Origin of the sequence: Rahnella selenatireducens (genome assembly GCF_046449555.1) — a bacterium.
In the GTDB taxonomy this organism is placed as follows: Bacteria; Pseudomonadota; Gammaproteobacteria; order Enterobacterales; family Enterobacteriaceae; genus Rahnella; species Rahnella selenatireducens.
Genome location: NZ_JBKEZJ010000031.1, coordinates 1 through 24,207 on the forward strand (window position 1 = coordinate 1; position 24,207 = coordinate 24,207).

Sequence of the window (24,207 nt, forward strand, 5' to 3'; positions counted from 1 at the left end):
CTCATTGAAGGTCGTTTTTTTGCTTTGGCAACGCAGCCACAGCTCCGATCAGACTGGCGGCAACTCAGATAACGGCCAGCGCGGGCGTACGGTCACACCTAAGTCCGGCGTTGCACCCGTTTTCAGACGCACCATACCCGCATAAGCGATCATTGCACCGTTATCGGTACAAAACTCAGGGCGTGCATAGAATACTTCGCCCCCACGTTTGGTCATCATTTCTGCTAACTTCGCGCGCAAGGTACGGTTTGCGCTGACACCACCGGCCATAACCAGACGTTTAAAACCAGTCTGATCCAGCGCGCGTTTGCACTTGATTGCCAGCGTATCCACCACGGCATCTTCGAATGCGCGGGCAATATCGGCATGGGTTTGTGCGTCGCTGTCATTGCCACGGATCGTGTTGGCAGCGAATGTTTTCAGGCCAGAAAAACTGAAATCCAGCCCCGGACGATCGGTCATCGGGCGCGGGAACATAAAGCGCCCGGCAACACCCTGCGCCGCCATTTTTGACAGCAACGGGCCACCCGGATAATCCAGCCCTAATAATTTGGCTGTTTTATCAAACGCTTCGCCTGCAGCGTCGTCGATGGACTCACCGAGCAGGGTATATTCACCGATGCCGGTCACGCTGATTAACTGCGTGTGACCGCCGGAAACCAGCAACGCGACAAACGGAAAATCAGGCGGATTATCTTCCAGCATCGGGGCCAGCAAATGGCCTTCCATATGATGAACAGGCACCGCCGGCACATTCCAGGCAAACGCCAGAGAACGCCCGATGGTTGCGCCGACCAGCAACGCACCGACAAGCCCCGGACCGGCGGTATACGCCACGCCATCGATATCCTGAGCGGTCAGCCCGGCCTCTTTCAGCGCAGCCTGAATAAGCGGTACTGTTTTACGTACATGGTCACGCGAGGCCAGTTCAGGCACAACACCGCCGTAATCTGCATGCAGTTTTACCTGACTATACAGTTGGTTGGCTAACAGACCGGCTTCGCTGTCATAAACTGCAATTCCGGTTTCATCGCAGGACGTTTCTATACCCAGTACTCGCATCACTCTTTCCGTCATAGTTTCGCGCTAACTCGCGGCGCGCAGTTTAGCACACAAGCCCCGACCAGTGCTGCACTGGTGAAGGAATTACTCACGTGACTGGCAATTAATGTCGAGCAATTTGGATTGATTGGTATATAATCGCCGCCCGACGCAAAAGCGAGCGCACTATGTTGCAGAAGGGTTGCAAAAGGCGCCCGCTTCAATTTGCCGTTGTGCTTTACAAGACGACGCGAATTGGAGTAAAATTCCGCACCATTTTGAAATGTGCTGGTACAACATCAGCAAACAAACCGATTTTATCGAGGTGAGAGGCACATGCCTGTAATTAAAGTACGTGAAAACGAGCCGTTCGACGTAGCTCTGCGTCGCTTCAAGCGTTCCTGCGAAAAAGCAGGTGTTCTGGCAGAAGTTCGTCGTCGTGAATTCTATGAAAAACCGACTACCGAACGTAAACGCGCTAAAGCATCTGCAGTAAAACGCCACGCCAAGAAACTGGCTCGCGAAAACGCACGCCGCACTCGTCTGTATTAATCTTCGGGGGCAACCCCAAATCGCGTGATTTGCAATATTAAGAACGCGCAGACTGCGTAGTAGCATACGAAGGCCGTGCTTTCCGAAAGGAATGCGCGGCTTGTTCTCGTTTATAGGCTAGTGAGTAAGGGGCTTATGGCTGGGAGAATTCCGCGCGTATTTATCAATGACTTGCTGGCTCGCATCGATATCGTCGATTTGATCGACGCTCGTGTAAAGCTCAAGAAACAGGGTAAAAATTATCACGCGTGCTGCCCTTTCCACCATGAGAAAACACCCTCATTTACCGTAAATGGCGATAAGCAGTTTTATCACTGTTTCGGCTGTGGTGCCCACGGCAATGCCGTCGATTTCCTGATGAACTATGACAGACTTGAGTTTGTCGAAAGCATTGAGGAACTGGCGACAATGCAGGGTTTGGAAGTGCCGTACGAAGCAGGCACGGGCCCGACTCAGATGGAGCGTCATCAGCGTCAAAGCCTCTACCAGTTGATGGCACCGCTTAGCGAGTTCTATCAGCAATCACTTAAACAACCCGCAGGTGCACCGGCCAGAGACTATCTTGCCCGGCGCGGTTTAAGTGAAGACGTCATCAATCATTTTGCCATTGGTTTCGCCCCCCCGGGCTGGGACAACGTGTTAAAGCGTTTCGGTAAGAATGCCGATGATAAAGCGTCTCTGATCGACGCCGGTATGTTGGTCACCAATGACAACGGACGCAGCTATGATCGTTTTCGTGAACGGGTAATGTTCCCGATACGCGACAAACGTGGCCGTGTGATTGCATTTGGTGGCAGGGTTTTGGGCAACGATACGCCGAAGTACCTGAACTCACCGGAAACCGAGATTTTCCATAAAGGCCGCCAGTTGTATGGCCTGTATGAAGCACAGCTGAAAGCCCCTTCCCCGGCGCGTTTGCTGGTCGTTGAAGGGTATATGGACGTCGTCGCACTGGCGCAGTTCGGCATCGATTATGCCGTTGCGTCGCTGGGAACCTCTACGACGGCGGACCACATTCAGCTGATGTTCCGCAGCACGGATAACATCGTTTGTTGTTATGACGGTGACCGCGCGGGGCGTGAAGCCGCGTGGCGCGCACTGGAAACGGCATTGCCGTATCTCAACGATGGGCGTCAGCTGCGTTTTATGTTTTTACCCGACGGCGAAGATCCGGACACGCTGGTGCGTAAAGAAGGCAAAGAAGTGTTCGAACAAAGGATGGAGCAGGCGATGCCGCTTTCCACTTTCCTGTTTGATTCGCTGATGCCGCAGGTTGATTTGAGCAGCCCTGACGGGCGGACCAAATTGAGCATGCTGGCATTGCCGCTGATCCGCCAGGTTCCCGGTGAAACGTTACGGATGTATTTGCGTCAGCAATTAGGGAATAAGCTCGGCATTTTAGATGACAGCCAGTTGGAAAAGCTGATGCCTAAACAGGCAGAAGGGAGCAATGTCTACCAGGCCCCCCAGCTAAAACGCACAACCATGCGTATACTTATAGGGTTACTGGTACAAAACCCACAACTGGCTACACTTATACCCTCGCTGCAAGGTTTGGAGCAAGCGAAGCAACCAGGATTGGATCTGTTCAGCGAGTTAGTTACCACTTGCTTAGCCCAGCCGGGGCTGACAACAGGCCAATTACTGGAACTTTATCGTGACAATAAGTTCTACCAGCAACTTGAAACTCTGGCGACATGGAACCACATGATCGTAGAGGAGATGGTCGAAGAGGAATTTCGTGCCACGCTAGCCAGCCTGTATGACTCTATTTTAGAGCAGCGGCTTGAAACCCTGATAGCAAAAGCCAGGACGCATGGCCTGAGTCCGGAGGAACGCACAGAAGTCAGTTCCCTGAACCAGGTACTCGCGAGGAAGTCTTAAAAAATAAGAACATTAATGATAGCGCGTGAAGCGTTATCACAGAAAACACGGCTTAAGTGCCGATATATAGCGGGGCATGGCCCTGCGCAGAGCCGCCCTGGTGGGCCGCGGCACAATAAACGCCCCTAACGTTATTGTTGGCGATGTTACCCGACCGACACCAACCCAAATACTCTGAAGTGTGGATACCGTCTTATGGAGCAAAACCCGCAGTCACAGCTTAAGCTACTTGTCACCCGTGGTAAGGAGCAAGGCTATCTGACCTATGCTGAGGTCAATGACCATCTGCCGGAAGATATCGTCGATTCCGACCAGATCGAAGACATCATCCAGATGATTAACGACATGGGCATTCAGGTTCTTGAAGAAGCGCCTGACGCCGATGATTTGATGCTGGCCGAAAACCGCCCTGATACCGACGAAGACGCTGCAGAAGCGGCGGCGCAGGTACTTTCCAGCGTTGAATCTGAAATTGGCCGTACCACCGACCCTGTGCGCATGTATATGCGCGAGATGGGTACCGTTGAACTTCTGACCCGTGAAGGCGAAATCGACATCGCTAAACGTATCGAAGACGGTATCAATCAGGTTCAGTGCTCCGTTGCTGAATATCCTGAAGCTATCACTTATTTGTTAGAGCAATATGACCGTGTTGAAGCAGGCGAAGTTCGTCTGTCTGACCTGATCACCGGTTTTGTTGACCCTAACGCCGAAGAAGAAATCGCGCCAACTGCAACTCACGTGGGTTCTGAACTGACCACAGAAGAGCAGAATGATGACGACGAAGACGAAGATGAAGACGACGATGCTGAAGACGACAACAGCATCGACCCGGAACTGGCCCGCCAGAAGTTCACCGAACTGCGTGAACAGCATGAAGCGACGCGTCTGGTCATCAAGAAAAACGGCCGTAGCCACAAGAGCGCAGCAGAAGAAATTCTGAAACTGTCTGACGTGTTCAAGCAGTTCCGTCTGGTGCCAAAACAGTTCGATTTCCTGGTTAACAGCATGCGTTCCATGATGGATCGCGTTCGTGCTCAGGAACGTCTGATCATGAAAGTGTGCGTTGAACAGTGCAAAATGCCGAAGAAAAACTTCGTCAATCTGTTCGCCGGTAACGAAACCAGCGATACCTGGTTTGATGCCGCTCTGGCTATGGGTAAACCGTGGTCTGAGAAGCTGAAAGAAGTGACCGAAGACGTACAACGCGGTCTGATGAAACTGCGTCAGATCGAAGAAGAAACCGGCCTGACTATCGAACAGGTTAAAGATATCAACCGTCGCATGTCGATCGGCGAAGCGAAAGCCCGTCGCGCGAAGAAAGAGATGGTTGAAGCAAACTTACGTCTGGTTATTTCTATCGCGAAGAAATACACCAACCGTGGTCTGCAATTCCTCGACCTGATCCAGGAAGGTAACATCGGCCTGATGAAAGCCGTTGATAAGTTTGAATATCGACGTGGTTATAAGTTCTCAACTTATGCGACATGGTGGATCCGTCAGGCTATCACCCGCTCCATCGCTGACCAGGCGCGTACCATCCGTATCCCGGTACATATGATTGAGACAATTAACAAACTCAACCGTATTTCCCGTCAGATGCTGCAAGAGATGGGCCGCGAACCTACGCCGGAGGAGCTGGCTGAGCGTATGCTGATGCCGGAAGACAAAATCCGTAAAGTGCTCAAAATCGCGAAAGAGCCAATCTCCATGGAAACGCCAATCGGCGACGATGAAGATTCGCATCTGGGTGATTTTATTGAGGATACTACCCTCGAGCTGCCACTGGATTCTGCAACGTCTGAAAGCCTGCGTTCTGCTACGCACGACGTTCTTGCTGGCCTGACCGCACGTGAAGCGAAAGTTCTGCGTATGCGTTTTGGTATCGACATGAACACTGACCACACGCTGGAAGAAGTGGGCAAACAGTTCGACGTTACCCGTGAACGTATCCGTCAGATCGAAGCGAAAGCGTTGCGTAAACTGCGCCACCCAAGCCGCTCCGAAGTGCTGCGCAGCTTCCTGGACGATTAATCGTCATCAGGCTGTCAGCCGTTAAAAAGCCCCGCCTTTCTCTGGAAATGGCGGGGCTTTTTTATCCGGACTCGCCAGAAGTTCAGGGATTCAGTGACGCGTACAGTTCACGATATGAAGCGACCAGCTCATCGAGCGTTGCGCGGTTCAGCCCGCTGGGATTCGGCAAAACCCAGACCTCAGTCCGGCCAATTTTCAGAGCCTGATGTCCCCAGTTCACTTTGCTGATGCCAAACGCTTTACTGAAAGCTTGTTTACCCAGAATGGCTAACGCACGCGGCTGATAACGCAAGATTTTCTCTTTTAAAACCTCACCGCCATCACGCAATTCATCACTTTTCAGCTCGCTGGCTTCCACCGTCGGACGCGCCACTAACGCCGTGATACCACAACCGAATTCCTGCAACTGCAGCCACTCTTGCGGCGCTAACTGACGCCCGGTAAATCCCGCCTGATGAATGACTTTCCAGAAACGGTTACTGCCATTAGCAAAAGGATACCCTTTGTGAGCAGAAGAAAGACCGGGATTAATGCCGCAAAATACAACCTGGAGATCCTCCACGAGGATATCTGTAAGCATAATGTTTTCCTAAGACGTATTTGCTCGAGTTATGGGTAAAAAAGTCCGCGAACACAACATACTAGAACTGTGCACAAAACGCGCATACGAACCGAACACATATAGACCTGTAAGCAAGGTTTACCGTATAATCCCGCACCTCGGCCCTTTAGCTCAGTTGGTTAGAGCACGCGACTCATAATCGCTTGGTCGCTGGTTCAAGTCCAGCAAGGGCCACCAAATTTTGGTTTCAGATTCAAACGATTAAGCCACTTCGCAAGAAGTGGTTTTTTTGTTTCCATAACTCCCTTCTTAACCAGACCTTTACCCTTATTCTCCCCCTCCCGCGATTGACCCCGCCTCGCTCAAATATAATAATGAGAACCATTAACATTAAAGATTAGGGAATGGATCCAATGATTAGCGCTGGTTTTCGCATTTTTGCAGGGATCGCCGGGCTGTTTTTATCACTGATTTTCAGCACTCACGCCTTTGCGGAAGGCTGGCCTCGCGAGATAAAAACTTCGCATGGCATCCTCACATTGCAGCAACCTCCTCAGCGAATTGTGTCTACCAGCGTAACGGTCACGGGGACATTACTGGCCATCAACGCGCCTGTGATTGCCAGCGGGGCTTCCGGGCCAAACAGCCGATTTGCCGATCAGCAGGGCTTCTTCCGCCAGTGGGGAGATGTCGCGAAACAACGCGGAGTTGAACGTCTGTACATCGGTGAACCGAATGCCGAAGCCATTGCCGGTCAGGCTCCAGACTTAATTATTATTGCTGCCACCGGCGGTGATTCCGCCCTGAAGCTTTATGATCAGCTTTCCGCGATTGCGCCGGCCATGGTGGTTAATTATGACGACAAAAGCTGGCAGGATCTGGCGAAGGAATTAGGTCAGGCAACCGGCAAGGAAGCCGATGCTGCTGCCGTTATTGCCCGGTTTGAGGCGCGCGAAACCGCATTAAAAAAAGCCATGAAACTGCCGCCACAGCCTGTTTCTGCACTGGTTTACAGCGCCGATGGCAAAACAGCAAATCTCTGGACCCCCGCCTCGCCGCAGGGACAGTTGCTGCAAGAGTTAGGGTTTAAAATGGCCTTGGTGCCTTTGAATATCGCCGCCAGCCTGAGTCAGGGCAAACGTCATGACATCATTCAGCTTTCCGGCGAGAAAATGCCGGACGCGCTGAACGGCCAGACCCTTCTGCTGTTCTCCGCCAGTCAAAGCGACTCGGAGCGCCTGCTGAGCAATCCTTTCCTCGCGAAATTACCTGCCGTAGAAGGCAGGCACGTTTATGCGATGGGTGATGACACTTTCAGGCTGGATTATTACAGCGCCAGCAACATGCTGACGCAGCTTGAAACCCTGTTCGCCGCCCGCTGATGCCTCGTCTTATGCACGCAATTCCTGCGCCCCGCGTTTCATCGCCGGGGCAGTTTTCGCGACAGGCCACCAGAATACTGTTTGCCGTGCTGCTGCTTGCTCTGATGATGGCGCTGAGTCTGTTGCTGGGCGCGAAACCTCTTTCACTCAGCACAGTAATCTCAGCACTCAACGGGCACTGCGCCAGCGCTGACTGCGTGATCGTAACCGACGCCCGTCTGCCGAGAACGCTGGCAGGTTTACTGGCGGGAATGGCGCTCGGATTATCAGGCGCGCTGATGCAAATCCTGACCCGAAATCCGCTGGCCGACCCTGGTATTCTTGGCGTTAACGCCGGCGCCGGGTTTGCGGTCGTTCTCGGGATTGCCTTCTTTGGTGCCACAGATGTCAGCGGTTATCTGTGGTTCTCGTTTGCCGGAGCCTTATCAGCGACGCTGCTGGTCGCCATGATTGGCGCACTCGGGCGCGGTAGGCTGGATCCCGTTCGTCTCACGCTGGCGGGCGTTGCGCTGGCGGCCGTTCTGGAAGGGTTCTCATCGGGAATTTCCCTGCTGAATCCGCAGGTTTACGATCAGCTGCGCTTCTGGCAGGCCGGTTCGCTGGATATCCGCAATATGGCGGTGATCCGTACCGTCACACCGCCGATCCTTTTCGCCATTTTCCTCAGTTTGCTGATGACCCGCTCCCTGAATAATCTGACGATGGGCAGTGAACTGGCGACCGCGCTGGGCACTAAAATCATCACGACCCAGCTGCTGGGATTACTGGCCATCACGCTGTTATGCGGCAGCGCGACAGCGGCCGTCGGCCCCGTCGCATTTGTGGGCCTGATGGTGCCGCATATGGCGCGCTGGATTTGTCGTGCGGATCGCCGCTGGCTGTTGCCGTGGACGCTGGTTCTCACGCCAACGCTGTTGCTTGCGGCGGATATCGCCGGGCGGCTTCTGGTCACCGGTGAGTTGCGGGTTTCTGTCGTCGTCGCCTTTATCGGCGCGCCGGTGCTTATTTTTCTGGTTCGCCGCCCCGGCGGATTGCGCAGAGGTTAGCCATGAGCCAGAGAGAATCTGAATCCCGCACGCTGAAAAGAAACACGCTAATTTCGCGGCCATTTCTGACGGCGCTGGCGTTAGCTTTATGCACACTCTTACTGGCGATATTTGCGCTGGGCAGCGGCGCGCTGGCGCTGAAACCGGCTCAGGTCGTCAGCGCCCTGCTCGGCGATGGTCCGAAAAATCTGCACATCATTGTGACTCAGTGGCGTCTGCCGCGCGTGGTGATGGCGCTGGTCCTCGGCGCAGCGCTGGCCGTCAGCGGTGCGATTTTCCAGTCGCTGCTGCGCAATCCACTGGGCAGCCCGGACGTCATCGGTTTTAACACCGGCGCCTACAGCGGCGTTTTGCTGTCCATCGTGTTATTCAACGCCAGCGCGGGTGAAACCCTGATTGGCGCCATGGCCGGAGGCATTGTCAGTGCGCTGCTGGTTTATGCGCTGGCATGGCGTCAGGGCGTCGAAACCTTCCGCCTGATTATTCTCGGTATCGGCGTGCGAGCGCTGCTGATTGCGGGCAATACCTGGTTGATTATCAACGCGTCGCTGGAATCTGCGCTCACCGCCGGGTTATGGCATGCGGGTTCGCTCAACGGGATTACGTGGGAAAAAAGCCTGCCGGTGATCGCCCTGATTGTCGTGGCGCTGTTCCTCACCCGGCAGCTTTCCTCGCGAATGCGTCTGCTGGAAATGGGTGACGATTCCGCGTGCGCGCTGGGTGTCCCGGTGGAACGTTCGCGTCTGCTGCTGATGCTGGCGGGCGTGGCACTAACCGCCGCTGCAACGGCGCTGGCCGGGCCCATTTCCTTTATCGCGCTGGTGGCACCGCAGATTTCTCGCCGCCTGTGCGCCAGCCAGCAGCACGCGTTATTTTTTGCCGCACTGACCGGCGCACTGCTGCTGCTCGCGGCTGACGTCGCGGCGCAGCGTCTCTTCCTGCCTTATCAACTGCCCGTCGGCGTGCTCACCGTCAGTCTCGGCGGTATTTATCTGATTGGTTTGCTCATCCGGGAGTCCCGCCGCTCATGAAGACTGAACATTTTTCACCGCTGTATGCGCAGAACCTGACGCTCGGTTACGACAAAAAAGTCATCGCACGGGATTTGTCGGTGTCGATTCCGGAAGGAAAACTGACGGTGATTATCGGGCCTAACGCCTGCGGAAAATCGACGTTATTACGTACGCTGAGCCGCCTGATGCAGCCGCAGTCCGGCACGGTTTTTCTCGACGGAAAACTGATTGGCGATTACGGCACGAAAGACGTGGCAAAACGGCTGGGCTTATTACCGCAAAGTTCGACCGCGCCGGGCGATATCACGGTGGCCGATCTGGTCGGTCGCGGGCGCTATCCGCACCAGAATCTGTTCAGCCGCTGGAATGTGCAGGACACACAGGCTGTCGATGACGCGATGCGGGCAACCGGTGTTTATGAACTGGCGGAAAGCACGGTGAATTCACTGTCCGGCGGTCAGCGCCAGCGGGTGTGGATTGCCATGGTGCTGGCGCAGCAAACGCCGCTGCTGCTTTTGGACGAGCCGACGACCTGGCTGGATATCGCTCATCAGATTGATTTGATGGAGTTGATGTGTCGCCTGAATCAGGAAAATGGTCGGACGCTGGTCGTCGTGCTGCACGATCTGAATCAGGCCTGCCGCTACGCCGGGCATCTTATCGCCATGCGCGACGGAAAAATCCTCGCAGAAGGCGCGCCTGCCGATATCGTGACGCCGGAACTGATTGAGCAGGTTTTCGGATTGCGTTGCTCAATCATCGACTGCCCGGTGTCACATACGCCGTTAATTATTCCGCTCGGTAATTTTGCCGTTTGACGAAGGATCCCCGGCGGCCCACTGTGTCTCATCCCACAGACTGCAGAGGCCGTCGAGCAAACCTCCGCGCCACCACAGCGCGTCGTGCCCGCCTTCCAGCACACGGTAATGCACCTGATTGGGGGTCGGTTTCAGCAGCGCCTCCATCTGATTATTCACGTCATAAATCAGCTTTTCGTTTCTGCCGGCTTCCATAAAGATTTTCAAATGGCTGCGTTCCCCCAGTCCTTTTTCAACCTGGGACAGGATGCTTTCCGCTTCTTGCTGATCATCACTGGCTTGCTGACGATGGCGGCGCGGCCACCAGAAAGACCCCGACTGACTCAGCACGCAGCCGAAACGTTCGGGCCAGTGCAAACCGGCGTACAGCGAAGAAAGGCCACCAAAACTCTGCCCCGCGACCACCGTTTTTTGCGCGTTATCGCTGTGCGCGGCCAGTTTTTTCACCTGCGGCAATAACTCGTCCTGCACCGCCAGCCAGAACTCCGGATTGCAGGTCAGCTCGCGGCTGCGAGTTTGAATATCAATAACATCAATCAGCACGTAGACCGCGTCGGGCAGTGCCCCTTCGCGCGTAAGCTGCATCAGCGGCTGCCAGACGGGCATCTGTTTCGCCCAGAACTGGCCGTCGAGCAGGATCGCCAGCGGGCGCGAAGCAGGCTCCTGGCTTGCGCCGGTGGTAAACACCCAGACGTTTCGCATATTCCCCAGACGCGCACTTTTCCAGCGGAATGTTTCTAACGCAGCCGGAGCTTGCGGCGCTTTCGGGCCATGAAGATCAAACTCTGCCCAGGCGGGCTGCGGCAATGCTTCCGGCATATGCAGGCCGGACAACGCATGGGATTTTGCACCGGGCCACGGGCGATGCGGATTCAGCGGATCGTGCGTCGCGTGGCGGAAGAGGTTTTTCCACCATTCGCGCGCGGCAAGCATGCTCTGATAATCATCGTTATTTTGCGGAAATTCAGCGCCGGATTCGGTACGCGGGATCATGCTGTAGCTTCCGCGCCAGTCCGCACGCAACTCGGTCTGCCAGTGCCAGACATCCGTTCCGGCCAGCCGCTGCAAACTCTGCGGCGGCGACGACTGATGGTGATCGGTGATGCCGTTGATGTTGATCCAGACACGCTGGGTCTCCGACGTCGTTTCGTCGCCCTGCGGATCCCGCCAGAAGAACGTCACACGACAAAAACCATCGCGCGAAGGTTCTGTCCACGGCGTTCCCCGCGTAGCAATTTCATTCCACCACGCGGCACTTCCGGCCAGAGGTTCCAACAACATGGCCTGAGCAATAGGCTTTTCCGGATGCTGATATTTCATCATTTTTTACGCTTTACAGCCTTCTGGCAGACAAGAAAAAACATTCCCGGTACGGCGCTTTACACTTTCCCTACAAATTAGGAATGCCAATCGCATTGATAATTATTTTCATTTGCAATAATGTGTTACCGCCCGTAACGCGGGTCAATAAAAACTACACACACAACAGGCCATCCTCCTGTTCAATCTCGCTATTTTTCAGGAAAGGATGGAATTTCAGGGCAGAATCCGACATGAAAAGCAGGCTACCACACTATTCGCTGGCAACCTTAATCGGGCTGGGATCAGCGCTTACTTTCCCCGTCAGCGCAGCAGAAACCTCCGCAACAACCGCAACAGAAACCGGGACTACGGCCGCAGAAACGCCGAAAAAAACCGAAGACACTCTAGTCGTCACCGCTGCACAGCAAAACCTTCAGGCTCCGGGTGTTTCCACCATCACGTCTGACGAAATCCAAAAACGCCCACCGGCACGCGACATCAACGAACTGATCCGCACCATGCCCGGCGTAAACCTGACCGGCAACTCCACCAGCGGCCAGCGCGGCAACAACCGCCAGATTGATATCCGTGGCATGGGCCCGGAAAACACCCTGATCCTGATCGACGGTTTACCAGTGAACAGCCGCAACTCCGTACGTCAGGGCTGGCGCGGTGAGCGTGATACCCGCGGCGATACCAGCTGGGTTCCGCCAGATATGATTGACCGCATCGAAGTGATCCGCGGCCCGGCGGCGGCGCGTTATGGCAACGGCGCGGCAGGCGGCGTGGTGAATATCATCACCAAAAAAGACACCAGCGAATGGCACGGTTCATGGAATACCTACATGAACGCGCCACAGCATAAAGAAGAAGGCTCAACGAAACGCACCGATTTCAGCCTGTCCGGCCCGCTCAGCGACCAGTTCAGTTTCCGTCTGTTTGGCGGCTACAGCAAAACGCAGGCTGATTCGCAGTATATCAACGACGGCCATCAGTCCGAACGCACCGGCACCTATGCCGACACCGTTCCGGCAGGTCGCGAAGGCGTCATCAATAAAAATATCGACGCCATGCTGCACTGGGATTTCGCCCGCATGCAGTCACTGGAGTTTGAGGTGTCCAACAGCCGTCAGGGCAACCTGTACGCCGGTGACACGCAAAACACCAATACCAGTGCGCTGGTTAAAAGTATGTACGGCAAAGAGACCAACCGTATTTACCGCCAGTCCTACGCCCTGACGTACAAAGGCGCATGGGACAACGGCGTTTCCACCACCAACTATGTGCAGTACGAAAAAACCCGTAACTCACGCATGGATGAAGGTCTGGCGGGAGGCACCGAGGGGATTTTCTCTGACGACAGCTTCAACACCATCGCGCTGGGCGACATTCTTGCGCACAGCGAAGTCAGCATTCCGTTTGATTTAGGCGTGCCGCAAACCGCCACGTTAGGCACTGAATGGAACCAGCAGAAGATGAAAGATCCGTCTTCCAACGTTCAGTCTATGCTCGGCGGTGCCATTGACGGTATCGACAGCACCGGCCGCAGCCCGTATTCGCAGGCGGAAATCTTCTCGCTATTTGCGGAAGACAACATCGAACTGACCGACAGCACAATGCTGGTTCCGGGCCTGCGTTTCGATCATCATTCTATTGTCGGCAATAACTGGAGTCCTTCCCTGAATCTGTCTCAGGAACTGGGCGATGATTTCACGTTGAAAATGGGGATCGCGCGTGCCTACAAAGCGCCAAGCCTGTATCAGACCAACCCGAACTACGTGCTTTACAGTAAAGGCCAGGGTTGTGCAGCCAGCGGCGGTGGCTGTTATCTGGTGGGGAATAAAGATCTCGATGCAGAAACCAGCATCAACAAAGAGATCGGTCTTGAGTTCCACCGCAACGGCTATCAGGCGGGCGTGACGTACTTCCGTAACGATTACCGCAACAAAATTGAAGCGGGCTATCTGCCAACCGGCACATCAACGACGGGTACTACTGACGTTTATAAATGGCAAAACATACCTAAAGCCGTCGTTCAGGGTCTGGAAGGGACGTTGAATATTCCGGTCACCAGCACTATTTCCTGGAATAACAACGGAACTTACATGATTGAAAGTAAAAACAAAGAGACCGGCGATTATCTGTCGATCATCCCTGAGTTTACGATCAACTCCACGCTGAGCTGGCAGGCAACGGAAGATTTCTCCGTGCAGTCCACCCTGACCTGGTATGGCCGTCAGAAGCCGAAAAAATACAACTACAAGGGTGAAGCCGTAACCGGAAGTGAGAAGAATGAAGTCAGCCCGTATTCAGTGGTTGGCCTGAGTGGCACGTACGTGGCGACTAAAAATGTCAGCATAACCGCAGGTATTGATAATGTGTTCGACAAGCGTCAGTTCCGCGCGGGCAATGCCCAGACAGTGGGTAACGCCACCACTAACGCCTATATGTACGGCGCGGGTGCAGCAACCTACAACGAACCGGGCCGGACTTTCTACATGAGCCTGAACACGCACTTCTAAGCACAGCCTCTGACCTGAAAAAAAGCCACCTGCAAAGGTGGTAATGCCAGTCAGTTAAGCAACTGACTGGCTTTTTCCCCGTGCTTTTGGATACTTCCGGGGTCTCTCTTTTACCACTCTTGGGAAGGCCCTTTCTCTTCTTGTCGGCAGCTTCACCATCTGCGCCATACTCTCCAGATTACGCAGCAGTTCTGGGATCCGGCCCGGTGATGCGCCCTGAAGCGTCATTAACATCCTCATCACCAGACTGCACGAGTCTGAGAAGCTTAGCTGGTTCGGCCAGTAACCCTTAAGGTTTTTCGCCATCTTAATCATCTGATAACGAACAAGATTATAAGCCAACAGCACGCCCCATAACTCCTGCTCGACAAGCTCTGGTTTTTTACTTCTCAGCGTTAACCGACTCAGTAACATCGTCTGCTTGATTTCACGATAACCCAGTTCGATCTCCCAACGGTGGCTGTAGAGTTCAGTCATTTCTCCCCCCGGATATCCGTACATGATGATCCTGTGCATGGGCCTGCTGAAAGCCATTCCCGACGATCTGTACGAAGCTTCTGCAATGGACGGCGCGACGCCGATGCAGAACTTCTTCCGCATCACGCTGCCGCTGTTAATCAAGCCGCTGACGCCGCTGATGATCGCCAGCTTCGCGTTTAACTTTAATAACTTCGTGCTGATCCAGCTGCTGACCAACGGCGGCCCGGACATGCTCGGCACCACCACACCGGCCGGACACACCGATTTGCTGGTCAGTTATACCTACCGCATCGCCTTCGAAGGCGGCGGCGGGCAGGACTTCGGGCTGGCGGCGGCGATTGCCACGCTGATCTTCCTGCTGGTTGGCGCACTGGCTATCGTGAACCTGAAAGCTTCACGCATGAAATTCGACTGAGGAGAAACACAAAATGCCAATGGTTAAACCTAAGTCGCAAAAAGTCAGATTACTGGTGACGCACCTTTTGCTGCTGTGCTTTCTGGCACTGATCCTGTTCCCGCTGCTGATGGTATTCGCAATCTCGCTGCGGCCGGGTAACTTTGCAACCGGCAGCCTGATCCCCGATCAGGTCTCGTGGGATCACTGGAAACTGGCGCTGGGAATTACAGTGACCAACAGCGACGGCAGCATTACGCCGCCGCCGTTCCCGGTCATGCTGTGGTTGTGGAACTCAATCAAGATCGCCGGGATCACCGCCGTCGGGATCGTGGCGCTTTCCACGACGTGCGCCTACGCCTTTGCCCGCATGAAATTCCGTGGCAAAAGCTCGCTGCTTAAAGGGATGCTGATCTTCCAGATGTTCCCGGCGGTGCTGTCGCTGGTGGCGTTATACGCCCTCTTCGACCGCCTGGGCATTTACGTACCGTTCCTCGGGCTGAACACCCACGGCGGCGTCATTTTTGCGTACATGGGCGGCATCGCGTTACACGTCTGGACCATCAAAGGGTATTTCGAAACCATCGACGGCTCGCTGGAAGAAGCCGCCGCGCTGGACGGCGCCAGCCCGTGGCAGGCCTTCCGGCTGGTACTTTTGCCGCTGTCCGTCCCGATTCTGGCGGTGGTCTTTATTCTGTCGTTCATCGCCGCGATTACCGAAGTGCCGGTGGCATCGCTGTTACTGCGTGACGTAAACAGCTACACCCTGGCGGTGGGTATGCAGCAATATCTCAACCCGCAAAACTACCTGTGGGGCGACTTTGCGGCTGCCGCAATTCTGTCTGCCATCCCGATTACGGCAGTGTTCCTGATAGCCCAACGCTGGCTGGTCGGCGGCCTGACGGCAGGCGGTGTGAAAGGTTAACTGTAAGACTAATGCGCTTACCTCCAAAATAATTCGAGGTGCAGAAAGGCGGCAAGTGAGTGAATCCCGATGAGCTGAGAATAAATCAGTGATTCGGGTGAGCGAGTGCAGCCAACGCATCTGCAGTTCGAAGTATGAAGGAGGGTTTGATTTCCCTGTGTCTTCAGCGGCTTAATAGGCCGCTTTTTTTTATTTGAGAATTATGATGACCTACAGGGTGCTGAGGCGGGTTGCGATATCGCGCATGGCATTTCGCGCCGTCTGGCTGATTCCGCCAAGCTGGAAAAAACCGTGGATAACGCCCGGATAACGCTGCGCTGTACAGCTGACGCCCTGTTCCGTCAGGCGGGTAAACAACATTTCACCTTCATCGCATAACGGATCGTATTCGGCTGTAATGATATGCACCGGCGGCAACCCGGAGAAATCATCACGCCATAACGGGCTGACTTCAGGATGCATAAAATCCGTGTCAGGATAATAAGCTTCAAAACCGCTGAGCAACGTGTCGCTGGTGAGGACGTAATCAAAACCATTACGCTGATGGCTGGCAGATGACGCCGTGGCGTCAATCATCGGGTAAATCAGAACCAGCTGCTGAGGTAACCACTGCCCCGCATAGCGCAGGCGAAACGCTGTTATCAGGGCAATATGTGCGCCCGCACTGTCCCCCGCAAAGGCAATGCGGCGGCGATCAACGCCCAACCTCCCGGCATGTTCCCGGATCAGATTTGCAGCTCGTTCCGCATCATCGTGCGCCGCCGGATAAACGTGCTCAGGTGCCAGACGGTATTGCACCGCAATCACCCGACAGCCGCTGAAAAAGGCAAGCTGACGCAACTGATTTTCATGCGTCGCAAAACCGCCACTCACAAAACAGCCGCCATGAAAATAGATCACAGCAGGCAGTATTTCATCCGCATTTAAAGGCGACACCACCCGCAATGAAATGCCATCGATAACCACATCTTCAACATTTACGCGCTGCTCGATCTCCCCCGCCAAAACCGTGCTGGCAACATACCCGGCACGACGCGCCTCATAAGTCTGACTGCGTGATGACGGACGACCTGCGGCGATAAAATCATTAACGAGGGAGGCGATTTCGGGTTCCAGAGGCATGGGGGATCTTCCTGAGTGTGGGGGAATTTAGGAGTGTAATACTGCTGGGCCAAAGAGGAAATAGCTTGAATTCACTATGACTAATGTCACACCCCAATATTTATATGATTATATATATCAAAATATTGCGGCAATCTTACGGATAAAATAGAATACTCAGATTATTAAAAAAGAAGGATGTTATGATGAGCATTAAATACCTTAATATATTAAAATTAATTGAGATTGAAGAAAAAAGAAAGAGAGTCAAAAAAGAAAAACATGACTCTGACGTATTTATTCTATTGTTATGCATTGTATTAGTTACCGTTTCTGTAATATTAGCTTTCCTCTATCATCTAAATAAAAATGATTGGCTAAAATTATCGAGTATAGTTCTGCTTCTACTGGCTTATATCACCCTTCCTGTCATGAATGCATATACAATCTACTCGCATCGAGCAAAAATAAAGAGGTCATTTTCTCTGCCTTTTCGAGATTCTGTTGATCTCAATATAAAAACTGAGTTTTTTGTAGATGGAAAATATCTCCCATTCCTTATTAAATTAAAAAATGATGAATTGCGACTGGGACTTTTAGAGGTCAAACATGAAAGATCATGCCTGGAAAAACGAATGACGCTTATGATCGGACCTATTGATAAGTTCGGTATTCTTCCTGGCATCGTGGCTACAATAGCAACATTAATCAAAATCCCAGGTACCTATAATTGGGTATCCGCTATCGCTTACGGGTATATAGGACTAACCTTTATCTCAATATTTTTCTATCAGCTAATAATGCGATATGACCGGATGATCGCACTGACTGAGTTAGCGCTCGAAATTAAATCTGAAGCCTCGGACATTTAAGCGAGGCTGAGTAGCTACTTTATGTGGTCTGATTATATACTAGCTCATCCTAAAGCTTTATAAACTGCATCAACAGGTTCTGAATAGAAGCTGATTTGGAATTTTGAGAACAGTTCTGCTGGAACCGATGGAATATCCATCGCGGAGGCCATGGGTAGTAAAATTCTCTTCGCTCCACTATCAAATGCAACCTGCAAGCTGGCAGTAAGATCCTGAACGGACTTAATAGCGCCACCTAATGTCATACTACCCAAAACTACCATTTGCTCTTGAACCGGTTTACCCAGCAGTACGGAACAAAAAGCAATCAGCGCAGCAAGGCTGGAATGACTCCCAGACCCAATACCATGCAACTCGATGACATGCAGATGATATTCATGTTCAGAGAATTTTGCCGCAGCGCTGATGCGATTAAAGTTTCCTTTGAAGTAATCAAATCCAACTCTGATCGCCTCATTGGCAATCGTATTTACCCCTAATCCGGAGAGGCTATGTTTACTACTGCCAGCCATCATCCGAGTCTCAAAGCGATACAGTCCCGTTAATCCGGAATCCGCCTGAGTGACTAAGTGGATGACGCCAGGTTTAGGTAACCCCGGGGGGATTAGTTCACTACCGCCTTGCTCAGGTACGCTTGGCCTGCTGACCTGCTCACCGTCCTGACTACTACGATGCCCGGGCACACAGCTATACCGATGTGATTGCTGAAATCATTCGCCTGGCGGAACTGAAGTCAAATAAAACGGTTCGTTCATTTCTGTATCGTCAAGCGCTCAGGGAGACCCGGCATTTTCTGGGGTTGTACCGTAATCATGTATATGACCGGTCTGGGCTTAAAGTGACGTTCAGGCACAGGATATCTAAGGTCAGTCTGGCCCGCGTAATAAGCAGTATGAGCATGGTTTTTTTCTGTTGAAATTAACTATTACGCTTCTTTAATTGGCCAACTCGTGGTCCCCCCGATCGGAAGGAGATCCCACATCTGATTAGTTTGCAAACTAAGCAGTAGAGTAAACGAACCCGGCTCCTTTTCATAAGCCTCAGCGCTCACATAGTTAAGGATCATTGTGGTGTCCCGTATCCGCACGAAGGGAGTTAGGGTGACTTATCCTAATTCTAAATTTTTTTGTATAGTCACTGACCATTTTATTGATATTTTGTACGTAAAGTGTAAATTTATGAAAATAAGTAAGACATAAAAAGGGATGTTTTGCGTTCCATACATAAGGATATGTTGTGATTTACCCTGCTCATCTGGCGCGTTGCCGCCCCTATTTTGCCCTGCTGGCGCTATGGTCATTGCCTTTGTTTGCCGCCTCCGAGGTTCCTACACCTCTGATGAATTCAACGGTGCCAAATGCTGCGGGAAATAACCCTGAACGTGCCCTGACCGCCGGTGACCGGCAGCTTATTCATCAGCAGGAACAGCAGCGGGCGTTAGAGCAACGCCTGACCCCCAACGCACCTGACGTTCGCCTTTCTCCGCCTTCGGGGAGTTTTGGTCGCATCATTTTCCCGCAGGAAACTCCGTGCTTTACAATTTCGCAGGTCACCCTTTCGGGCACAGACGCCCTGCCGCACTGGTTGCCGTTACAGCACATCAGTAATCAGGCACTGGGCCACTGTCTGGGCGGGAAAGGCATCAACCTGCTGATGAGCACGTTGCAAAACCGCCTGGTGGATCATGGCTACATCACTACCCGCGTGCTGGCTCCGCAGCAGGATCTCAACAGTGGTGAACTCAAACTGGTCGTGGTCCCGGGTAAAGTCCGCCAGGTAAAACTGACGCCGGACAGCGGTCACTACATCACGTTGTACAGCGCGTTCCCCGCCCATGAAGGCAAGCTATTAGATCTGCGCGATATCGAACAGGGGCTGGAGAATTTACAGCGGCTGCCTACGGTGCAGGCCAACATGGAAATCGTGCCCGGCAGTCAGCCGGGGGAAAGTGATATTGCCCTGCACTGGCAGCAGCAGCGCATGTGGCGGGTGGGTGCTTCACTGGATGATTCCGGGACCCGCAGCACCGGGCGTTATCAGGGCGGCCTGACGCTGTCGCTGGACAACCCTTTTTCACTCAGCGACTTGTTCTATCTTTCCGGCAGCAGCAGTCTGGAGAGTAAAGGCGGAAAAGGTTCGGATAACGTCACGGGTCACTATTCCGTACCTTTCGGATACTGGATGTTTGGCCTCACGGCCAACAGCTATGACTACCACCAGACAGTGGCCGGTCTGAACAGTGATTACCGCTACAGCGGTAAAAGCAACAACGTCGATTTCCAGGTCAGCCGCGTTCTGCATCGTAACGGCAGCCAGAAAACCACCCTGACTTACGATGTGCTGGCCCGCGAGTCAAAAAACTACATTGATGATACGGAAGTCGAAGTGCAACGTCGTCGCACTGCCGCATGGCGCGTCGGTCTGCAACATCGTCACTATATTGCCCAGGCCACCCTGGATGCGGGCATCAGTTACCAGCGCGGCACCCGCTGGTTTGGTGCGATGCCTGCGCCGGAAGAGAGTTTCGGCGATGCCACGGCACTGAGCAAAATCGTACAAATCTCGTCTCAGCTCGACATTCCTTTCGCGCTGGCTAACCAAAAATTCCATTACAACCTGCAATACCAGCGACAGTTCAGCAATACGCCGCTGACGCCGCAGGATCAGTTTGCTATCGGCAACCGCTGGACGGTCCGCGGTTTTGACGGCGAGCGCACACTGAACGCCGATCGTGGCTGGTTTGTGCGTAATGATATCGCCTGGGCTACGCCGGTTCCGGCGCAGGAACTTTATCTGGGCGTTGACTACGGCGAAGTCGGCGGCAATGGCACGCAATATCTGGTGGGCAACCACCTGGCCGGGGGCGCTATCGGTATTCGCGGTGCGGCATTTAAAACAGGTTATGACCTGTTTGCCGCCGTGCCGTTCTCCAAACCCGATGGCTTTAGCACCGATCCAGTTTCGCTGGGCTTTAACCTCAACTGGCAGTATTGAGAGGCAGGGATGCAAATAGGGCCTTATGACGTTCATTCACCCATGATCATTGGTGGGGATATGAGTGAAGCTGAAGTTTTCGGTGCAGCCGTCTGGTTATGGATGCACTCGGCTCAACATCGCGACCTGCCTCTGCATGCGCTGCCGACGGTGCTTCTGCCCATTATTAAAAGGCAGCAATATGCCTTAGTCAGCCGCGACGCGACGCCGCTGTTTTTCCTCAGCTGGATGTGGCTGGACGACATCGCCGAGCAGCGCTACCTGACACAACCGGCGATCAGCGTACAGGATCGTGACTGGGCCAGCGGCGAACGTATGTGGATCCGCGACTGGATCGCGCCTTTTGGCGACACCATGACCATGAGCCGCCTGGTCTGCAGTACCCTTTTTCCCGAACGCTGCTTCCGGGCGCTTTATCACCGTGGTGCTGAAAAAGGCCAGCGGGTCATCAATTTCAAAGGCGACCGTGTCAGCCATCAGCAGGCCAGAGCCTGGCGTGCTGATAATCCATTATCGGTTTCTCTTCACGAATCCCCGCCTGCTGATGCTTGGCAGGGATTGGAATGACCTCAAATCACTGCTATGGCAGGCTCTACACACTAAAAGGATAAGGCAATGAAAACGTTATTGATGGTTCCGGCCCTGGTCGCCATTCTGGGCTTCAGTTCGCAGGTTCTGGCAGATCAACAAACTGTCTCGATAGGTTATGCGCAAAGTAAAGTGCAGGGACTGAATAATATTAACGGGGTGAACCTCAAGTACCGCTATGAGTGGGATTCACCTGTCAGCGTCATTGGCTCTTTCACCTACATGAGCGGGAGTGACGATTATTCCTACCGTCTGACGAGAGACATCATCAGCAACAACGTGGATATTAAATATTACTCACTCTCTGCAGGCCCCGCATATCGCTTTAATGAGTACATCAGCATCTATGGCCTGCTCGGTCTCAACTATAACAAAGTGGATTACAGGTCATCCTGGACCAACTATGAATCAGGTTCTTACCGCTACATGGGCAGCGAAACCGGCAATATCAGCAAGACATCCCTGATGTACGGCGTGGGTCTGCAGATTAACCCGATGGAAAACGTGGCAGTGGATATCGGTTACGAAGGCTCCAGCCTGGATGCGGCTGACCAGTCTCACAGTATCAACGGTTTCAATATCGGTATTGGTTACCGCTTCTGATGCCATCGCTCCCGGTATCGGCCGGGAGATCTTCTGATGACCTGAAACGATATCGTCTCCGGAACGGAAACGCAAGATAGCGTTCTCTATACGCCTTACAGCCAGTTTCGTCATAAAAGCGGGCTGCTTAAATACGAAAAAGAGTGGCCGGAACGGTATTTTCATACCCGGATGCAACGTGGCCCGCACGGACTTAACGATACCGTTCTGATGCTGGGCGGCAGCGCCTTCGAGCAGGATAGGCTGGAAGAAGACCCGACGTTGTTTCTAAACATGACCTGTACCAACGGTAACTACCCGCGCATGGCACTGCAAAGTGCGGTATTTGATGGTCGTGCTGTAGTCGGCAACCTGACGTTGCACTGCCGCACGCGCCATGCTCCTACGTTGCCAGGCTATCCGCCAACTACTGAGCGATACCAATGGCAAGTTATGTCGCTGCTGCATCCGCAGGCGCTGGCAAATCTGATGGAGACCGAATCACTTCGCCATGCCCTAAGCTTGCTGAACTGGACGCATGATCCCGACAACGCACGGCGAATCGAAGGTATCCAGCATGTGGGTTATAAACAGATCCACTATCCGGGCGAGGGCTGGCACGGCGTGGCTATCAGCGTGACTCTCGATGAAAACCAATACAGCGGAATTGGGGATGCACGACTTTTCAGTGAGATCCTTGAGCAATTTTATACCCAATACGCCAGTATCAGCCGCCTGACTCAGCTAACAGTTACGCTAAAACATTCAGGTATCGTTTGGGCATGGCCGGAGAGACGTTTGAAGCGGGTGCTGTTCTGATGAGTGACCGCAACGATGATGACCATCCCGACGCACTGCCTGCTTTCTGGCAAGATGCAGAGGGCAAGGACCGGACACCGGAGTTTAACTTCTACCGTTTTTGCCAGATTCTGGAAGAACTGACACCGGAACGTCCCCCACTCGGCAGCACCTTTAATCCCAACGACGATCCGGTACGCTTTCGCCCACATCCGGGGATGGGTTTTCCGGTCAGCGAACTCAAACAGGTTGAAACAGACCCGGAATGTCCAAACGACCCGCCTACGGTTAGAACCACATTTCATGGGCTGTACGGCATCGATTCGCCCCTGCCGACCAGCTACATCGATGACATCACGCAACAACGTGATGGTCATGACGTCGTGGAAGCCTTTCTGGATATCTTCAACCACCGGCTTATGACCCAGTTCTATCGGATCTGGCGTAAATATAGCTATCCCGCCACCTTTGAAGCGGGCGGCACCGACAATATGTCGCAAAATATGATGGCCCTGGCGGGTATCACACATCCCGACACGCCGCCGGCCTCGAGGCTGCTGGCGCTATTACAGCCACTGGTGCGCCCTACCCGCACCGCTGAAGGCATCGCCAGCGTTATTATGTCGCAGGCTCCGAATACCCGAGTCACCGTCAGGCCCCATCAGGTCGCGATAATGCCTGCGGCGAACAGGGCCAGATTCTCATTTTCGGACAAACAACGCTTAGGTGACCATCTGGTTCTGGGCAGTGAAACAGCGGACGTGAACTACCGTATTGGCGTGGAGATGTACACCGAAGATCCGGAGGAAGCCAAAGGCTGGTTGCCGGGCGGGCAGCTGCGGGAAGATGTATTTACTTTGTTGCGTGTGTATTTGGGTTGCGATTATGACGCCAGCCTAAAACTGACGATTCCGATGAAGCTGGCACCGCTGCCGCGGTTGGGCGACCGTTCATTGCTGATGGGATATAACGTCGTAATGGGATTAAGGGAGGATAATCTCGATAAAATGCCGGAGAAGGTGACGATGAAACTGGGTCGGATAAGGGATAAAAACGTTGAAATAAAGAAAATGTTTACCGGTTAACGCTGGACGCCCTTTTCTGCCTAAATATTCGGCGCATCGCTGCCGATGTATCGGCTCTGAGAAAAACGGGAATATAGATCGCAACATCTGGGGTTGAGGTATTGGATACTCTGACGGGAGCAAAAAGGCACATTTCGATATTGAGACCGAAGTCGCAAATATGTAGTCAAAGAGGATTGTGTTAATGACGCAGCGTTACACACCGGAACAAGCTGTAATGGTCTAATCAAAT

At 53.3% G+C, this 24,207-nt stretch carries 19 protein-coding genes, 1 tRNA gene and 3 pseudogenes; 17 read left to right on the forward strand and 6 right to left on the reverse strand.

The window, feature by feature from the left end; all coding sequences use genetic code 11:
- Positions 1-48 precede the first annotated feature (48 nt).
- The gene (gene tsaD / locus ACLBVC_RS24270) at positions 49-1,062 is read right to left on the reverse strand and encodes a tRNA (adenosine(37)-N6)-threonylcarbamoyltransferase complex transferase subunit TsaD (protein WP_410151734.1); all 1,014 of its coding nucleotides are present in this window, start codon (positions 1,060-1,062) and stop codon (positions 49-51) included.
- Positions 1,063-1,377: 315 nt separating this feature from the next.
- Between tsaD and rpsU the strand changes: the two genes are divergently transcribed.
- The 3 genes from rpsU (at position 1,378) to rpoD (ending at position 5,511) form a co-directional block, all read left to right on the forward strand.
- Positions 1,378-1,593 (forward strand): 30S ribosomal protein S21, encoded by a 216-nt coding sequence (rpsU, locus tag ACLBVC_RS24275; RefSeq protein ID WP_001144069.1) that lies wholly within the window; start codon positions 1,378-1,380, stop codon positions 1,591-1,593.
- 135 nt (positions 1,594-1,728) lie between these two features.
- Complete coding sequence (gene dnaG / locus ACLBVC_RS24280) at positions 1,729-3,477, forward strand: DNA primase (RefSeq protein ID WP_410151735.1); 1,749 nt, start codon at positions 1,729-1,731, stop codon at positions 3,475-3,477.
- 195 nt (positions 3,478-3,672) lie between these two features.
- Entirely contained in the window at positions 3,673-5,511 is a 1,839-nt protein-coding gene (gene rpoD / locus ACLBVC_RS24285) for an RNA polymerase sigma factor RpoD (protein WP_095923569.1), read from the forward strand.
- An 82-nt stretch (positions 5,512-5,593) separates the two neighbouring features.
- Here the strand turns inward: rpoD and mug are convergent, their stop codons facing one another.
- Positions 5,594-6,091, reverse strand: coding sequence for a G/U mismatch-specific DNA glycosylase (mug, locus tag ACLBVC_RS24290; RefSeq protein ID WP_410151736.1), 498 nt, complete (start codon positions 6,089-6,091; stop codon positions 5,594-5,596).
- A 142-nt stretch (positions 6,092-6,233) separates the two neighbouring features.
- On the opposite strand from mug, the gene ACLBVC_RS24295 reads away from it, so the two are divergent.
- The 5 genes from ACLBVC_RS24295 (at position 6,234) to ACLBVC_RS24315 (ending at position 10,332) form a co-directional block, all read left to right on the forward strand.
- Positions 6,234-6,310: transfer RNA gene (locus tag ACLBVC_RS24295), tRNA-Ile, on the forward strand.
- A 176-nt stretch (positions 6,311-6,486) separates the two neighbouring features.
- Positions 6,487-7,455: a Fe2+-enterobactin ABC transporter substrate-binding protein gene (fepB, locus tag ACLBVC_RS24300; RefSeq protein ID WP_410151750.1), complete on the forward strand. Its 969-nt coding sequence runs from the start codon at positions 6,487-6,489 to the stop codon at positions 7,453-7,455.
- A gap of 11 nt (positions 7,456-7,466) precedes the next feature.
- Complete coding sequence (gene fepD / locus ACLBVC_RS24305) at positions 7,467-8,501, forward strand: Fe(3+)-siderophore ABC transporter permease (protein WP_410151737.1); 1,035 nt, start codon at positions 7,467-7,469, stop codon at positions 8,499-8,501.
- Positions 8,502-8,503: 2 nt separating this feature from the next.
- On the forward strand, positions 8,504-9,532 hold the full coding sequence (gene fepG, locus ACLBVC_RS24310; protein WP_410151738.1) for an iron-enterobactin ABC transporter permease: 1,029 nt from the start codon (positions 8,504-8,506) through the stop codon (positions 9,530-9,532).
- A complete protein-coding gene (locus tag ACLBVC_RS24315; protein ID WP_410151739.1) occupies positions 9,529-10,332 on the forward strand; it encodes an ATP-binding cassette domain-containing protein in 804 nt (267 codons plus the stop codon). The genes fepG and ACLBVC_RS24315 overlap by 4 nt, the downstream gene beginning before the upstream one ends.
- Here ACLBVC_RS24315 and fes read toward each other — a convergent pair.
- Entirely contained in the window at positions 10,300-11,655 is a 1,356-nt protein-coding gene (fes, locus tag ACLBVC_RS24320; RefSeq protein WP_410151740.1) for an enterochelin esterase, read from the reverse strand. The genes ACLBVC_RS24315 and fes overlap by 33 nt on opposite strands.
- 230 nt (positions 11,656-11,885) lie before the next feature.
- Between fes and ACLBVC_RS24325 the strand changes: the two genes are divergently transcribed.
- A complete protein-coding gene (locus ACLBVC_RS24325) occupies positions 11,886-14,156 on the forward strand; it encodes a TonB-dependent siderophore receptor (RefSeq protein ID WP_410151741.1) in 2,271 nt (756 codons plus the stop codon).
- A 54-nt stretch (positions 14,157-14,210) separates the two neighbouring features.
- Here ACLBVC_RS24325 and ACLBVC_RS24330 read toward each other — a convergent pair.
- Positions 14,211-14,648 (reverse strand): annotated as a pseudogene (locus ACLBVC_RS24330) (transposase); the annotation flags it as partial.
- On the opposite strand from ACLBVC_RS24330, the pseudogene ACLBVC_RS24335 reads away from it, so the two are divergent.
- A pseudogene (locus ACLBVC_RS24335) lies at positions 14,644-15,051 on the forward strand (ABC transporter permease subunit); the annotation flags it as partial. The pseudogenes ACLBVC_RS24330 and ACLBVC_RS24335 sit on opposite strands and share 5 nt — an antisense overlap.
- A 13-nt stretch (positions 15,052-15,064) precedes the next feature.
- A complete protein-coding gene (gene malG / locus ACLBVC_RS24340; protein ID WP_410151742.1) occupies positions 15,065-15,955 on the forward strand; it encodes a maltose ABC transporter permease MalG in 891 nt (296 codons plus the stop codon).
- A gap of 210 nt (positions 15,956-16,165) precedes the next feature.
- On the opposite strand, the gene ACLBVC_RS24345 is transcribed toward malG, so the two are convergent.
- Positions 16,166-17,077: an alpha/beta hydrolase gene (locus tag ACLBVC_RS24345; protein ID WP_410151743.1), complete on the reverse strand. Its 912-nt coding sequence runs from the start codon at positions 17,075-17,077 to the stop codon at positions 16,166-16,168.
- A gap of 182 nt (positions 17,078-17,259) precedes the next feature.
- On the opposite strand from ACLBVC_RS24345, the gene ACLBVC_RS24350 reads away from it, so the two are divergent.
- Positions 17,260-17,928 (forward strand): hypothetical protein, encoded by a 669-nt coding sequence (locus ACLBVC_RS24350; RefSeq protein ID WP_410151744.1) that lies wholly within the window; start codon positions 17,260-17,262, stop codon positions 17,926-17,928.
- Between the two features lie 44 nt (positions 17,929-17,972).
- On the opposite strand, the pseudogene ACLBVC_RS24355 reads toward ACLBVC_RS24350, so the two are convergent.
- Positions 17,973-18,563: pseudogene (locus ACLBVC_RS24355) on the reverse strand (S16 family serine protease); the annotation flags it as partial.
- A gap of 703 nt (positions 18,564-19,266) precedes the next feature.
- Here ACLBVC_RS24355 and ACLBVC_RS24360 point away from each other — a divergent pair.
- The 5 genes from ACLBVC_RS24360 to tssG all read left to right on the forward strand — a co-directional run bounded on the left by ACLBVC_RS24360 (position 19,267) and on the right by tssG (position 23,975).
- Entirely contained in the window at positions 19,267-20,922 is a 1,656-nt protein-coding gene (locus tag ACLBVC_RS24360) for a ShlB/FhaC/HecB family hemolysin secretion/activation protein (protein ID WP_410151751.1), read from the forward strand.
- A gap of 9 nt (positions 20,923-20,931) precedes the next feature.
- On the forward strand, positions 20,932-21,489 hold the full coding sequence (locus ACLBVC_RS24365) for a toxin-activating lysine-acyltransferase (protein WP_410151745.1): 558 nt from the start codon (positions 20,932-20,934) through the stop codon (positions 21,487-21,489).
- Positions 21,490-21,537: 48 nt separating this feature from the next.
- The gene (locus ACLBVC_RS24370) at positions 21,538-22,113 is read left to right on the forward strand and encodes an Ail/Lom family outer membrane beta-barrel protein (protein WP_410151746.1); all 576 of its coding nucleotides are present in this window, start codon (positions 21,538-21,540) and stop codon (positions 22,111-22,113) included.
- Between the two features lie 123 nt (positions 22,114-22,236).
- On the forward strand, positions 22,237-22,911 hold the full coding sequence (locus ACLBVC_RS24375; protein ID WP_410151753.1) for a type VI secretion system baseplate subunit TssF: 675 nt from the start codon (positions 22,237-22,239) through the stop codon (positions 22,909-22,911).
- A complete protein-coding gene (gene tssG, locus ACLBVC_RS24380) occupies positions 22,875-23,975 on the forward strand; it encodes a type VI secretion system baseplate subunit TssG (protein WP_410151748.1) in 1,101 nt (366 codons plus the stop codon). The genes ACLBVC_RS24375 and tssG overlap by 37 nt, the downstream gene beginning before the upstream one ends.
- Positions 23,976-24,207: the final 232 nt, after the last annotated feature.